The organism is Xenorhabdus anantnagensis (assembly GCF_028598555.1).
Classification (GTDB): Bacteria; Pseudomonadota; Gammaproteobacteria; order Enterobacterales; family Enterobacteriaceae; genus Xenorhabdus; species Xenorhabdus anantnagensis.
In genome coordinates this window covers 35,193-50,102 of the sequence record NZ_JAQRFN010000006.1, presented here as the reverse complement: position 1 = coordinate 50,102, position 14,910 = coordinate 35,193, and the positions used below count along the sequence as shown (strand labels likewise).

General features: G+C 41.5%; 10 protein-coding genes and 2 tRNA genes. 8 read left to right on the top strand and 4 right to left on the bottom strand.

Annotated elements, in window-relative coordinates:
* Positions 1 to 4: 4 nt before the first annotated feature.
* A complete protein-coding gene (pgaA, locus tag PSI14_RS06520) occupies positions 5 to 2,539 on the bottom strand; it encodes a poly-beta-1,6 N-acetyl-D-glucosamine export porin PgaA (protein WP_273575107.1) in 2,535 nt (844 codons plus the stop codon).
* A 1,033-nt stretch (positions 2,540 to 3,572) separates the two neighbouring features.
* On the opposite strand from pgaA, the gene PSI14_RS06515 reads away from it, so the two are divergent.
* The 7 genes from PSI14_RS06515 to menE all read left to right on the top strand — a co-directional run bounded on the left by PSI14_RS06515 (position 3,573) and on the right by menE (position 9,932).
* Positions 3,573 to 3,710, top strand: coding sequence for a fimbria/pilus outer membrane usher protein (locus PSI14_RS06515; protein WP_273575106.1), 138 nt, complete (start codon positions 3,573 to 3,575; stop codon positions 3,708 to 3,710).
* Complete coding sequence (locus PSI14_RS06510; RefSeq protein ID WP_273575105.1) at positions 3,667 to 3,957, top strand: hypothetical protein; 291 nt, start codon at positions 3,667 to 3,669, stop codon at positions 3,955 to 3,957. The genes PSI14_RS06515 and PSI14_RS06510 overlap by 44 nt, the downstream gene beginning before the upstream one ends.
* Positions 3,958 to 4,157: 200 nt before the next feature.
* A complete protein-coding gene (gene menD, locus PSI14_RS06505; protein ID WP_273575104.1) occupies positions 4,158 to 5,849 on the top strand; it encodes a 2-succinyl-5-enolpyruvyl-6-hydroxy-3-cyclohexene-1-carboxylic-acid synthase in 1,692 nt (563 codons plus the stop codon).
* On the top strand, positions 5,846 to 6,616 hold the full coding sequence (menH, locus tag PSI14_RS06500) for a 2-succinyl-6-hydroxy-2,4-cyclohexadiene-1-carboxylate synthase (RefSeq protein WP_273575103.1): 771 nt from the start codon (positions 5,846 to 5,848) through the stop codon (positions 6,614 to 6,616). Before menD ends, menH begins: the two co-directional genes overlap by 4 nt.
* A 12-nt stretch (positions 6,617 to 6,628) precedes the next feature.
* Positions 6,629 to 7,486, top strand: a complete 858-nt coding sequence (gene menB, locus PSI14_RS06495; protein ID WP_273575102.1) for a 1,4-dihydroxy-2-naphthoyl-CoA synthase — start codon at positions 6,629 to 6,631, stop codon at positions 7,484 to 7,486.
* Complete coding sequence (gene menC, locus PSI14_RS06490; RefSeq protein ID WP_273575101.1) at positions 7,486 to 8,535, top strand: o-succinylbenzoate synthase; 1,050 nt, start codon at positions 7,486 to 7,488, stop codon at positions 8,533 to 8,535. Before menB ends, menC begins: the two co-directional genes overlap by 1 nt.
* The gene (gene menE, locus PSI14_RS06485) at positions 8,526 to 9,932 is read left to right on the top strand and encodes an o-succinylbenzoate--CoA ligase (protein WP_273575100.1); all 1,407 of its coding nucleotides are present in this window, start codon (positions 8,526 to 8,528) and stop codon (positions 9,930 to 9,932) included. Before menC ends, menE begins: the two co-directional genes overlap by 10 nt.
* A gap of 237 nt (positions 9,933 to 10,169) precedes the next feature.
* Here the strand turns inward: menE and tyrP are convergent, their stop codons facing one another.
* From tyrP to PSI14_RS06470, 3 genes are all read right to left on the bottom strand, one after another.
* The gene (tyrP, locus tag PSI14_RS06480) at positions 10,170 to 11,315 is read right to left on the bottom strand and encodes a tyrosine transporter TyrP (RefSeq protein WP_306309232.1); all 1,146 of its coding nucleotides are present in this window, start codon (positions 11,313 to 11,315) and stop codon (positions 10,170 to 10,172) included.
* A 463-nt stretch (positions 11,316 to 11,778) separates the two neighbouring features.
* Positions 11,779 to 11,854: transfer RNA gene (locus PSI14_RS06475), tRNA-Thr, on the bottom strand.
* Between the two features lie 6 nt (positions 11,855 to 11,860).
* A tRNA-Ser gene (locus PSI14_RS06470) sits at positions 11,861 to 11,948 on the bottom strand.
* Positions 11,949 to 12,159: 211 nt separating this feature from the next.
* Here PSI14_RS06470 and rcsD point away from each other — a divergent pair.
* Positions 12,160 to 14,910 (top strand): phosphotransferase RcsD, encoded by a 2,751-nt coding sequence (gene rcsD, locus PSI14_RS06465; RefSeq protein WP_273575098.1) that lies wholly within the window; start codon positions 12,160 to 12,162, stop codon positions 14,908 to 14,910.

Genomic DNA, 14,910 nt, shown 5'->3' with positions numbered 1-14,910 from the left:
TCCTTCAGAACCGATAAATTAAATCAAAGGTAGCTTGCAGATTACTTTCCCGTTTACCGTCGTAAGGACGTTTATCCAGCGTGATCCTTACACCTGCATCAATGACGTCATTCCATTTAATCCGTTGGCCATATCCCACCATTGTGATAAGGCCTCTGCTGTACTCTTGCTGCCAATATTGCCCAATACCTGCCGCAATTTGCTGGCTCCAGACGGTCTGATAATGCCGATACATTATGTGATCTGCTTCCAATTCAGACAGAAATGTAAAGTCACTTTTGGGGTTGAAATAAGGTGTATTCTGATGAGTATTGTGAGTTGTACTCAATTCTAGCTTCGTATCAAGCTTGAGATAAGGAGCGGTATATAGACGTTGAAGACTGTCAATGCCATATTCAAAGCGATGATTACCATCTGAGAAGAATGAAGGTGCAAAACGCGCAGTCCATTGACTGCGTTCGCTATGTCTCCAGCGAGTATAAATCTGTCCGCCATTGGCGTGGATATTATTGCTCAATGCACGCAGGGGAGTATTGCGGGCGAAGTGTTCTGCGGAGCCACCCAGACGCCATTGATCATTGAAATCATGCCATCCTGCAATTCGCAAGCCTATCTTGCTGCCATGCTGATAATTACGTGCCGAAACTTCACCTTCCAGCCAAAGATCCCGCGAACGCCACTCCACACCACCGCGCAAATCTCGATTCAAGCCCCGTTCTTCTGAAAATTGGCTGCGGTTGTAGGCGCCACCGGCAAATAAGCGCCAATTATCATCAAGGGGAGGGCTATAAAGTACAGCATCAATATCTGAACTGTGTTTACCGTTTTTGGGATTATCTGAATTTATGCCTTGGTTGGCTTTAATGCGCAGTTCTGACATGTGATGCACATTGCGCAGGCGGTTAAAGCGTTTGGCAAGCATATTTTCTGGCGTGCGGGTAATGACATCATCGGCCAGCAAATCCATCTGATGCCATTCTTGCAGAGCAAGGGCGGTATAGCCTTGTTGGATTTCCAACGACAAATTGCGGTGATCGAGTCCTTCAATTTGTTTTAATTCACTTTCAGCACGATGTGGCCAACCCCGATCCAGCCAGATAGCAGCTAAATCGATCCGTAATTTCTGATTGCCGGGAGCTGTACGGGCTAAATGGGCAAAGCGTTTTTCTGCTTCTGGAAGATCTTCACGTAATTGTGCCGATTCAGCTAAAAATTGCTGCCCTTGTAGCCAATCATCATTGGGAACGCGAATGGGTGATCCAAAGACATTGAGCTTATGAGGATTACGTTGCTTGATATTGGTGGCAAGCTGTTGAGCTGCATCCAGATGCTCACTTTCCACATTGGCATAAAAAAGGACGATATCCTCTTCAGAGGAGATATTGGGCCGATTCAGGGAGCGAAGAATATCCCGTGCTTTTTCTGGTTGGCGCAGGTTCAGATAAGCTGCTGCCGCCCATTTCTGCGCATATTCCGGAACATGCAGGCCTTTTTTCTGCTCGGTTTGTTTTTGTAAGATCAGATATTCATCAATGACTTCTTGCATCTGATGGCGAGCAAGAAGAGCACCAAGCCGATCAATACGCGCCTGTCGGTAATCCTGTTGAGCATCGGCCAGGTTGTGCCATTGATTGAGCATGTTCTCGTAGCGTGCAAGTGCTTTATCAGCAATATCAAACCGCTCTTTTTCGCTACGATTGGGGATCATTGACAAACGAACCAATTCAGCCGCAGCATCCGTTTCCAGTCTACGCAATTGTTCAGCGGTTAATTGTTCAACGGTTAATTGCTCAGAGGTTAATCGCTCAGTGATTAATTGTGTGGAATGCTGTTGTCCTAAATGCCATGCAGGGCCACTGACCCGATTGTTTTTTAGGCTAAACAGATAATCTTGAGCGACTTCTTTATTATCGGGAAACCGTTCATGCGCAGTGGAAAGCATTTGCATGGCATCCCATGTACGCCCGGCAGCTTGATCAACATAGGCCATCAAACGGTAATTGGCGGCGCTAGGCTGATGAGCCAATAAATCTTTTGCCAAACGGCGGGCTTCTAAGTCTTGCTTGGCATCGGCGAGCGTCATGATAAGGCCAGCTTTAGTATCACTGTTTTGCTGATCTATGTTTTTCTGATCTATGTTTTTCTGATCTAAAGCCAGGGCAGTGCGCCATATCTGTATTGCTTGTGTCCATTGACGTTGGTTGCGATAGGCGCGGGCAACGGCTGAGATTCCTCTGGCGGGTAGAGCCACTGAGCGATAGCGTTGCCAAAGAGAAATGACTTCATCGTCATGCCCAGCCCAGCTCGCAACTTGTAACCAATCAGCAACTTGTGAGGAAGAAAGGCGATGTCGTTTCTCTTCCTGACGAATATATTCGAGAATGGGTTCAGTATTACCATTTCTGGCTTGTTGAATTAATGCATCGTAATCTGCTTGAGCAGATTCTGTTGTGATTAAACAACCTATAGATATAAATAACGATAACAGTTTATACCGATATCTATGAAAGCCCATCGGACGGAAATAAAGATATGACACGCTATCCCCTTTTTATACTGCTTATTGGTTTTACAAATAGCAGAACCAGACGGAGTTGGGTTTAATTTAGATTAAGATGAATTTTTACATTCTTCATTTTTGAAGAGGCAGAATAATACGTATTGTGTGAATTTATATCAATGGAAAAATTTCACAAAATAATCAAGTGAGTTTAGTTTTGTATAGGTATTGTGTTTTTATTCAATAATTATTATTGATTACCTTTCTGGGTTGTTATTTTTTTTATTTCTTTTAAATCAATTAGTTGATTTTATTTTCCCTGATGCCAAAGTGTTTTGAAAAATAAAATCTGATGTTGTCAGTGGATTCAATAAAAAATAATTAGGCTGAAAGTGAATGTTTTTCATGAATATTTTTACCAACTAGATTATTTAAAATTCCAATCATATTTTATTACGGTGAGTGAATGTTATTTATTGTTGATGTTTTTATTCGAAATGAATTAATGAAATTAAATTGACTGGTTTTTTTAGTATAAAAATGTAGTTTACACATCGTGTGGTGGATATATTTCGAAATTAAATGCTATTTTTATCACTAATATATAATTTATGATCTAACCAATAGGTTTAAAGCAGCAACTTCGTCAATTTCCACAAATGCGTTTATGGATGTTTTTGATTTTCGGTGTTTAGAAGTGAGTGAATTTCAATCAATATTGTGTAGTGTTGTGTAGTTAATTTACGTTAGTAATCATATGTGTGCTGTTTTTTCTTGTAGATAACGTCAAATATTTTTTGTTTCTATGGTTTATTATAACCTTAAAGTTAATAAATAAAATTTTGATCATTAAATGAACTTATTAAGATTTATCTTAGACGATATTAACTCAATTACCGATCAGCCTTTATTCATCCTACATTTTCTTTTTATCCTTATCTTGTTGAATTATAAAAATAAATTTTTAATTAATATGCTTTATTTCAAAAATAAACAAATAAATTAATAAATTATTTCATTTGCTATCACACCTACCATGTTATAGGAAGGGAGGCACAGATACTCAGTTGCAATGGGACGTTATCGTTCAGCCAATGGCAAAGAACGTAAACCTTATTTTTCTCAGGGAACGTTGAGCTATGGTCTTCACAATAGGTTGACTGTCTATGGTGGCACAATTTTATCCCGTCAAACCCGTGGAGCTGCATAAAATCCATTGTGATGCATCGGCAAAGATAAAGTGGAAGTTTTCAGGGTATCCCCTTATCACGGCAAATGGTAATCAAGATCTTTATGACTCTGGGATATCGGGTATCGGAATACGGGTTAATACCCACGAACATGAAGCGAAAATCGAGTTTGTGAAAACAGAAAATCAAACAGGCTCAGGAGTGATAAAGTCGGGTACGCTTACCGCGTATCTGGAAGGAACAGCCATAATCTCTTTTTGTGGCTGATTTCTATCTTATTTATATCCAACCTTTATTATCAATTAGCTTTACATTTCTCGCTTATAGCGAAAATATCTCCAATTAAATAACAATTCCTTGAACTAAGATAAGGAAATCGTTTTTATAGGCATTAAGATAAAAGATGCCTTATATAATATCTCCTATTCTTTGGCATCATTTTTTGAAAAGAAGTTTTTGAGCATTCTATGTCAAACAGTGCATTTAATCGCCGTTGGGCGGAACTTTTATTGGAAGCATTGACCCGCCACGGATTACGCCATATCTGTATTGCTCCCGGCTCTCGTTCGACCCCATTGACATTGGCTGCCGCAGAAAACCATAAGTTGATTTGTCATACCCATTTTGATGAGCGCGGTTTGGGGCATTTGGCTTTGGGACTGGCAAAAGCGGGAAAAGAGCCAGTTGCGGTTATTGTGACGTCTGGAACGGCGGTCGCCAATCTGTATCCTTCCTTGATTGAAGCAGGATTGACGGGAGAGCGGTTAGTGTTTCTCACGGCTGATAGACCACCTGAATTAATCGATTGTGGCGCGAATCAAGCTATTCGTCAGGTAGGTATTTTTGCTTCTCATCCCACACAAACCTTAGCATTGCCACGTCCGACCAAAGATATTCCTGCCAGTTGGTTGGTTTCTTCCATAGATACTGAAATGTCAAACCTGAAACAAGGTGCTTTGCATATTAATTGCCCGTTTGCTGAGCCTTTGTATGGCAATGAGATGACAGCACATCAAGATTGGCTACAAACGTTGGGAGAGTGGTGGCAAAGGGATGAACCGTGGTTGGTTCAGCCAGAAATGCATACTACGATTAAGGCAACAGATTGGAATATCTGGCAGAAAAAACAGGGAATTGTATTGGCAGGGAGAATGAGCGCTGAAGAAGGAAAATTTGTCGCTCAATGGGCAAAAGATATGGGCTGGCCGCTAATTGGTGATGTGTTGTCTCAAACAGGGCAGCCTTTGCCGTATGCCGATTTATGGTTGAATCATCCCTGTACCCAAGAGATCTTGGCTCAAGGGCAATTGGTGATTCAGTTTGGTGCCAGTCTGACGGGAAAACGATTGTTGCAATGGCAGGCTGAATGCCAGCCTGAGCAGTATTGGGTCGTTGATCCAATTGCTGGCAGGCTTGATCCAGCCAACCACAGAGGACGAAAATTTACTTGCAGCGTGGCTGATTGGCTACGGGAACATCCTGCATATACGCGCGTATTCTGGGCAGATGAATTACCTTGGGCAGATGAATTAAATATATGGTCAAGGAACGTATCTAAATGCGTTGAAACAAAGTTGGCAGGAGAATTCAGCGAAGCCGCAGTTGCGCATCAACTGCCTCAATTGTTACCAAAAGAGGGGCAATTGTTTATCGGCAATAGCTTGATTGTACGTTTGATTGATGCTTTAGGGCAGCTTCCAGTGGGCTATCCGATTTACAGCAACCGAGGCGCCAGCGGAATTGATGGATTGATCTCAACCGCAGCAGGTGTACAACGGGCAACAAATAAACCAACACTGACGATTATAGGCGATATTTCCGCCCTTTATGATCTGAATAGTTTAGCTTTGTTACGTTATCTTTCTAATCCCATGTTGTTGATCATAGTGAATAATAATGGTGGGCAGATTTTTTCTTTGTTACCAACGCCGCAGAAAGAACGCCAGCGTTTTTATTGTATGCCGCAAGATGTCAATTTTGATCACGCTGCGGCTATGTTCGGTTTGCGCTATGCTGCACCACAAAATTGGTCGGAATTAAAACAGTGTGCCCAACAAGCATGGGAGCGTAAAGAGACGATATTGATTGAGTTAAAAGTTTCAGGCAGTGAAGGAGCCATGTGCCTGCAAGAGCTACTGAAACAGGTGGCTGATCTGTGAAATTAAAGTGCCAAACGTTTCATTCACATAATCAAGGCACATGGCTAATTTGGTTACATGGACTATTGGGAAAGGGGGACGATTGGTCTTCTACGGTGGGTGTTTGTGATCAATATCCTTCATTGGTGATTGATTTACCGGGGCACGGTGATTCTGCCGATGTTGCGCTGACAGGTGGCTTTGCTGAAATGAGCGAGTTGCTGAGTGCAACTTTATCCGAGTATCAAATCAATGATTATTGTTTGATAGGCTACTCACTGGGAGGACGAATTGCCATGTACCATGCGATTCATGGTGAATATGATGGCTTGCGAGGATTGCTGGTGGAAGGGGGAAATCCCGGACTGTTTTCCCGGCAGGAGCGTGATGCGAGATTGCAGCATGATCAGCGTTGGGTGCAACGCTTTCGCCAAGAACCAATGACATCAGTCTTGGCTGATTGGTATCAACAGCCGGTATTTGCTGATTTAACGGCAGTGCAGCGTGCTCAACTTATTCACCTGCGCAGTCAAAACAGAGGAAGTAGCATTGCCGGTATGCTGGAAAGTACCTCGTTAGGACGACAACCTTGGTTGGTTCCTGATTTGCAGCAAATAACTATCCCTTTCTCCTGCTTGTGCGGGGAAAATGATCGTAAATTCCAAAACATAGCGCAGCAATATACACTGCCATTAAAAACCATCCCCCGGGTTGGACATAATGCTCATTATGGCAATCCTGCGGCTTTTTCTGGTGCAGTGAACCACTTTTTATCACTTTTTGGTTAAGGAAACAGAGTCATGCGTTACCCAAGCGAAGAAAAATTGTATGCCCCTATTGAATGGCAAGATTGTTCTCAAGGGTTTGAAGATATTCTCTACCATAAATCCGCAGATGGTATTGCCAAAATTACGATTAATCGCCCACAGGTACGCAATGCGTTCCGTCCTCTGACTGTCAAAGAGATGGTTCAGGCGTTGGCAGATGCCCGTTATGACGAGGCCATTGGTGCGATTATTCTGACGGGAATGGGTGAAAAAGCTTTCTGTGCTGGTGGCGACCAGAAAATCCGTGGCGATTATGGTGGTTATAAAGATGACAGTGGAGTACATCATCTGAATGTATTGGATTTTCAGCGACAGATTCGTACTTGCCCAAAACCCATAGTTGCCATGGTTGCGGGATATGCAATTGGCGGTGGGCACGTCTTGCATTTAATGTGTGATTTGACCATCGCAGCGGATAACGCCATTTTCGGTCAGACAGGCCCTAAAGTTGGCTCCTTTGATGGCGGTTGGGGAGCATCATATATGGCGCGGATCGTCGGGCAGAAAAAAGCGCGTGAAATTTGGTTCTTATGTCGCCAATACAGTGCTGAAGAAGCATTGGATATGGGACTGGTTAACACAGTTGTACCTTATGCCGAATTGGAAAAAGAAACTGTGCGCTGGTGTCGTGAAATGCTGGAAAACAGCCCAATGGCGTTGCGTTGTCTTAAAGCGGCATTAAACGCCGATTGCGATGGTCAGGCTGGTTTGCAGGAGTTGGCGGGGAATGCCACCATGTTGTTCTACATGACCGAAGAAGGGCAGGAAGGGCGTAATGCGTTCAACGAAAAACGCCATCCTGATTTCAGTAAATTCAAGCGTAATCCGTAATGCGTAAAGCGACTTTATACCAATTCAGCCTGCCAATGGAGGCAGGTGTTATTCTGCGTTATCAGCGTCTGAAAACCCGTGATGGGTTTTTGGTTCATTTGCAAGAAGATGGACGGGATGGTTGGGGGGAAATATCCCCACTACCAGAATTCAGCCATGAAACGCTTGAGCAAGCTAAGATATCGGCTGTGGAATGGCTACAGCAATGGATACAACAACGGTTACAAAAACAATGTTTACAAAAACAACGGCTACAAAAACCGTGGCATCTGAACACGCAGCCAGAAGAAAGTGATCTTCCTTCTGTTGCGTTTGGCATAAGTTGTGCATTGGCTGAATTACAGGGAGAATTACCTGAAATAGCTAATTATCGTAAAGCGCCATTATGCACGGGTGATCCCGATGATGTGATTGTGCGTTTGGGAAATATGGCTGGCCAGAAGATTGCAAAAGTGAAGGTTGGGCTGTATGAGGCTGTACGAGATGGCATGGTAGTGAATGTTATGCTTGAAGCAGTACCTGATCTCCGATTGCGCTTAGATGCCAATCGCAGTTGGACACGCACAAAAGCAGAGGGTTTCGCCAAATATGTCAATCCAGATTATCGGCAGAGAATTGCTTTTATCGAAGAACCCTGCAAAACCCGAGAAGAATCTCTGGCATTTGCTCGTGAGACGGGGATCGCCATTGCATGGGATGAAAGTGTACGTGAAGCCGATTTTAAGGTGGAAACACAAGAGGGAGTTTCTGCCATCATCATTAAACCAACATTGGTAGGCAGTATTGACCGTTGCCGTCAGTTAATTACGCAGGCACATCAATTAGGATTGGAGGCAGTGATTAGCTCCAGCCTTGAAAGTAGCTTTGGGTTGACACAATTAGCTCGTCTCGCTCAATGGCTCACACCGGACACACTCCCGGGCTTGGATACTCTGGATCTTATGCAATCACAACTCATCCGTTGTTGGCCAGATAGTGATATTCAGTGTGTCACTTTTGATCGCACTTTTGATAGGCTGGCAACGGTGTGGAGCCGTGAATGCCAGTGATAAAGTGGACGCAGTGGCCATGGGAGCATTGGGCCATGGTTTTGCCTAAAAAACGGGCTGTTCAATTATATGATGAGCAATTGGATTGGTATCAATTAACACGAAGAATCAATGTTATTGCCAGCCATTTCCATCAACAGGGAGTCGTAGAAGGTAGCGGTGTGCTCCTCAGGGGTAAGAATAGTGCGGAACTTCTGCTGTGTTATTTTGCTGTCTTACGGTGTGGTGCAAGAGCATTGCCCCTTAATCCTCAATTGCCTGACTCTCTGTTGGCTGAATTGTTGCCTCATCTCAATATTGATTATGGAGTGGATTTTACGGATTCACCTTCGCCGGTTATTCAAGTTAAAGAACTTAACTGGCAACAAAAATTTCCAGCAGAACATGAACGGTGGGTATTGTGGGAAAGTGAACGTCCTGCCAGCATGATCCTGACTTCAGGCTCTTCTGGATTGCCTAAGGCTGCGGTACATTCCATTGGTGCTCATCTTGCCAGTGCGCAAGGCATTCTTTCCTGCATGAATTTTCAACCAGATGATAGTTGGTTGCTTTCATTACCGCTGTTTCATGTTTCAGGCCAAGGCATCCTCTGGCGTTGGTTGCAAACAGGAGCAACATTGATATTGCGGAATTTGCATCCACTGAATCTTGCATTATTTGGTTGTACTCATGCATCTCTTGTACCTACTCAACTTTGGCGTTTGTTGGAACAAGCACATGAATATCCACTGACGTTAAAAGAAGTGCTGTTGGGAGGCGCTATGATACCGACATCACTGGTTCGACGGGCTGAAGAATTGGGTATTCGCTGTTGGTGTGGTTATGGGTTGACAGAAATGGCATCAACTGTTTGCGCAAAGCGGGCTGATGGATTGCCTGGTGTAGGTAATCCGCTTCCCGGCAAATCCATTCGCTTAGTGGAAGAGGAAATTCAGATACGCGCAGACAGCATCGCGAGCGGCTATTGGTTTAATGGGGAATTGAACCCATTGATAGATAATGGGGGATGGTTTTCGACTCGGGATCGGGGAGTATTTGAACAAGGAGAGTTACGGATCTTAGGACGTCTCGACAACCAATTTTTCAGTGGTGGGGAGGGTATCCAGCCAGAAGATATCGAGCGGGTTATTAACCAGCACCCTCAAATTGAACAGAGTTTTGTGGTTCCCATTGCTGATATTGAATTTGGCCATCGGCCAGTAGCTGTGATTGAAACTCAATATCCTGAGTTGACAGAAACAATTATTGATTGGATTTCGGATAAAATCGCTGCTTTCCAGCGGCCTGTTACCTGTTATTTATTACCTTCACAACTGAAAAATGGCGGAATAAAAGTCTCGCGCCAATTCGTTAAACAGTGGGTAGTAGAGGAATATAGTGAGCTTTGTGAAAAATAACGTTATTTACGTCTATACCCTTCGCCTTTCAAGTTGCCTCTTTGTTGACTACACTCACTCACCCCAGTCACCGTTGTTATGAACATAGAGTGATCTACGCTCTTGGGGATTCGCTCCCTTGTCGCCGTGACGCATCTTGAAATCCATTGGATATATAAATCTAGATGTTTTATCGACTTCGTTATTCATTACCCACTACCCGTATCAATTTTGATACGGGTAGTTCAAACAGGGAAATTATCCTATTTGTGGCAGCATGCCTGTAACGATACCAATTTGAATGGCGATAACCGCAAGCCCACACAGGAAAATTAAGACTAACGCGGGTTTCCCACCTTTGACACGATAACCTTCCTGATGTTCTTTACGACTACGCCAAACTAGCAGACAAGGCAATAATAGCGCGAGAATGGACAAAGCAACTGCCGCAAATGTCAGCGCCATAACAAAATTAGGGTAATACAATGCACAGAATAATGGTGGAGCAAAAGTTATTAACCCTGTTTGTAAACGCCCTTTGGCATTATTGCTGCGTTTAAGAAGATCAGCAAGGTAATCAAACAACCCTAAAGCAACACCGAGGAATGAGGTGGCTAGCGCAAGATCGGCAAACAGATGAACAGCAAGCTCTATTTTTGGAGAGGCGACAACTTCTCTGACTGCTTGCAATAATCCATTCAGGCCAGATTGTTGTGCGAGAATACCAACAAATGTATTTGAAGAAATAGATCCGAGGGTGACCAATTGCCACAGAATGTAGGCGAACAGTGGAATAGCACTACCAATGACAAAGATTTTCCGTAGCTTATTGGTATCTCCTCCCATATAGGTAACGATGCTTGGCACACTACCGTGGAATCCGAATGAAGTAAAAATCACTGGGATGGCAGAGAGCACTAATCCTTGCTCAATAGGCATGGAGATCAAGTTGATTTTGTCAACATGAAGCATCATTACACCGAGTACGATCACCAGAAAAACTATTTTAGCGGTAAACAGCAGGCGATTAATGAAATCGACGGATTGGGTTCCAATGCAGACTACCCCGCCAGCAATAATGGTAAAAATGCTGATTCCAGCAGAAACAGAAATAGGTTTATCTAACCAAGAAGAAAGGGTAGCCGCCAGCAACTCTCCTGCACCACTAATATAAGCAGTTGTTAGCGCATACATTAGGAAAAGCATACTGAATCCAGTCAACACCTGCCCACCTAACCCAAGGTAGCGTTTCGCAATGGTTCCTAATCCAGAATCAAATTTATTATGTTGATAAACTTCCACGAGCAGGAGGGCGGTATAACTCATCAAAGCCCACAGGGCGATTAACATGGCGAATGTAGTTCCAAATCCCACGCCTGCCGTTGCCAGTGGCATTGCCAGCATCCCAGCTCCAATCGTCGTTCCAGCGACGATAAAAATACTGCCAATAGTGCGATTTTTCACGCGGCCCTCATTTCTGCATATGTTAAAAAAATTGTTATAAGGTCGGCAGGTTAAATGATTGATTTATGTCTGTCAAATCTATGGTACACAGCATGTAAATAAATAATTACACTTTTAAGTTGAAGATAAAATGTCTTCATGGCTCAATTTTGTTTTATTGAAATGACATAACTGTACCCAGTAATTGTCTATTTTTAATAACATAATTTATTAGTATGTTAAATAACCACTAACGGCATTATTCAAATGGCTATTTTGTTCAAATAACGCTGTAATTCGGATAGTGATTATACCAAGCAAGACCAATAAACTAGCAATTTGGAAAGATTGAAGGGATTAGGGGAAGAAAAAGTAAAAACCCGCTATTTCACCGATTGATTACGGGAAATAACGGGTTTTTGTATGGTGCCGGCTACCGGAGTCGAACTGGTGACCTACTGATTACAAGTCAGTTGCTCTACCAACTGAGCTAAGCCGGCGAAATTTGGCGGAAGGATAGAGATTCGAACTCTAGGATGGTTTCCCATCGGCGGTTTTCAAGACCGCTGCCTTCGACCGCTCGGCCATCCTTCCATGGCGCGAGATTATGCCTATATCGTTTTAATGTGTCTAGCCCTTAAAGAAAAAAAATCGTATTTTTTTACTGTTTGCTCAATCTTCGATCTGCAATGTCCTTTTCATTTGCGAACCTGCTAGTATTAAGCTCAGTAAACAGGCTTATTTAACGACGGGTTGATGTCTTATCGACCAACATATATTCATACTAAAGGTTATTATCCAAAGAATGTATAAACAACCACCGATCAAGCCATCCTCTATTCCTCGTTTTTACGCGTTATTTGTCACTTTACTTTTTACGTCTCTATTTTTATTCGGGTATAACTATTTTGATATTTGGCTGATGGAGAAAAAATATGCTATCAGTAGCGTAGCAGCTAAGATGAGATTGCAGATTAAAGATTATCGTTATCATGCAAATCATATCTTCAAACAGTCGAATACTCTGTCAATCTCCTCTCAGGAGAAAATGCCATTGTTTAAGTTGCGTCCCGATATTTATTGGATAGAAAATAGCAACCAGTCCGTCGATGCAATTATTTTTGGTCAATATAACGACTCGACTATTCAACTTGCCCAGAGCTTATCGAGCTATCTGGAAATTCTCTGGGGAGCTGATAATGAATACTTGTCTATGTATTATCTCAATGGACAGGAAAATAATTTATTATTGTTAACGACGCATTCGGCTCTAAAACCAGAAATCAGATTCAAAGAGAGCTATCTGACCCGGAATCCTGATGCTAGACGTATTGATATGTTGGATCAATCCATCACATTGGAAGAAAAGGAAAGTATTTCGTTCATCAATGTATTACGTGGTGAAAATATTTATTTCTATACCTATAAAGCTGCATTTAATGCAGCAGGGCAAGTAACTACTGTTATTGCTTTTGATTTGCCTATTAATAATCTTTTGCCGGTTAATATGTCACCAGAAAACTTTCGTTTGAATGCGCTCAACTTATACGAACTTGAAGATCCCGATAAACTTGAAATTTCATTGAACGGTTTTTGGCTGGAGTTTTCTCAGTCACTTAATATCATGCCGTATAAATTGATTTATCAAGTTCCGCTGAAGACATTGATTGTAGACTTGTTGTTCAAAAATGTCTGGCTTCTGCTTTCAATATTGCTTTTCTTCCTGTTTTCGTTGAGTGGGTTAGTTTATATACGCAGACGATATATTGCACCAAATGCTTCCATGAGTCTCGATTTACAAATTAAAGACTCTCTGAACCGTGATATTATATTCAATATTCCTATTGGTGTTATGGTCTATGATTTTGAATCAAATCAGATAGTGATAAGTAATAAAACTGCAGAAAAATTGATACCTCATCTGGAATTGAATAAAGTTAGAGCGATGGCGCAACAACATCATGGTGTAATTCAAACATCCATTGATGAAGCGATTTATGAAGTAAGAATGTATAATAATATCTTATTGCCAGAAACTTACCTTTTTTTATTGCAAGACAAAGATCAGGAAGTCATGGCGAATAAACGGTTGCAACTTGCCCATCGGGAGTATGAGAAAAGTATTCAAATCAGGCATGTTATGCTCTCAAATATTAATAATGAAATAAAATATCCTATTGATAGCGTGAATGAGATTGCAATCCAGTTGAAACAGTTATTACAAGATGAAAATGCACAAAAGCTATTGGATAAATTATTGGTCAAATCAGAATATATAATCGAATGGATTGAAAATATTTCATTGCTCAATGAGTTGGAGTTGGATGATTGGCAGCCGAAAAATGAAGTGTTTTCTCTGTCATCACGGTTGGAAGATATTCTGAAAACCTTTTTGCCTGCATTAAACGCTAAAGGATTGAGGGTTTATTATCATTTTAATATTCCTCGTGAATCTTTATTCATTGGAGACATTGTAGAATTAGATAAAATCATTACATTGTTATTTAGTTATGCAATAACGACGACCAGCTATGGTAAAATATCATTGGTTGTTAATAAATCAGGTAAATATGACAACCATATTCAAATTGAGCTGATGGATAGTGGCGCTGGTTTAAGTGAAAGAGATTTGATTAGTTTAAATTATCCTTTTCTGAATAAATCAGCAGAAGATAAGTACTCTACCAATTCTGGTATGACTTTTTATTTATGTAATCAGTTGTGCAAAAGAATGGGAGGTAACCTTGATATTAAAAGTAAGTTGGGATTGGGAACGCATTATGTCATCAATCTACCGCTGTCTCAACATGGTGATGAAAATGGCGAAACACCTCAGCTTTTGGACGGGATCACGGTTTTAATTGATATAAATAACCCAGAGATCAGCAAAATCATCCATACTTATCTCAATAGTTATGGTGCAGAGTATTTTGGTAGAGAGTACTTTAGTAGAGAGTACTTTGATAAAAGAAAAGAGAATATTACGAAAGAATACGATATTATCCTCACGGATAAGCAGTACAAAGAAGAAAAACCAACTATATTATTAGTAAGTAGTTTAGCTGGATTTAAGCAGTTGGAACCGGGATTGGTTCAGTGCAATTACAATTTTGTTGATGCTGTTATTAATGCAATATCGTTTCTTATCGAAGAAAGTTTAAGTTTAGATGAAGAGACCAGAGAAACATCTGGACCTGCAAGTGATCTTGTTAAAAATATTGATCCGATTGAGAGTATTGATAGTAATATCTGTAATATTCTCAAAAGTTATCAAACTCAGTTGGCAGACAGTGACTATAGGAAATTATTTGTAGAGACAGTACCTATGGATATTACTAAACTGTATACTGATATAGAACGACATGATTTGAGAGCACTTTCGCAAACGGTACACCGCCTTAAGGGTGCGTTTGCTATGTTAGATTTAAAGTTTCTTAGGTCATCATGTGAGGTGTTGGAAAAACACATAGCAGACAATAATGAAGTAGAAATTAAAAATAGCATCAGCTTCATTGATTCCTTTATCATAAAGCTGTTGCAGCAAGGTAACCAATAA

Excerpts from the sequence above, each read along its gene's own strand:
- rcsD (WP_273575098.1), top strand. The coding sequence starts at position 12,160 with ATGTATAAACAACCACCGATCAAGCCATCCTCTATTCCTCGTTTTTAC.
- tyrP (WP_306309232.1), bottom strand. The coding sequence starts at position 11,315 with ATGCTGGCAATGCCACTGGCAACGGCAGGCGTGGGATTTGGAACTACA.
- menB (WP_273575102.1), top strand. The coding sequence starts at position 6,629 with ATGCGTTACCCAAGCGAAGAAAAATTGTATGCCCCTATTGAATGGCAA.
- menE (WP_273575100.1), top strand. The coding sequence starts at position 8,526 with ATGCCAGTGATAAAGTGGACGCAGTGGCCATGGGAGCATTGGGCCATG.
- menD (WP_273575104.1), top strand. The coding sequence starts at position 4,158 with ATGTCAAACAGTGCATTTAATCGCCGTTGGGCGGAACTTTTATTGGAA.
- PSI14_RS06510 (WP_273575105.1), top strand. The coding sequence starts at position 3,667 with ATGGTGGCACAATTTTATCCCGTCAAACCCGTGGAGCTGCATAAAATC.
- PSI14_RS06515 (WP_273575106.1), top strand. The coding sequence starts at position 3,573 with ATGGGACGTTATCGTTCAGCCAATGGCAAAGAACGTAAACCTTATTTT.
- menC (WP_273575101.1), top strand. The coding sequence starts at position 7,486 with ATGCGTAAAGCGACTTTATACCAATTCAGCCTGCCAATGGAGGCAGGT.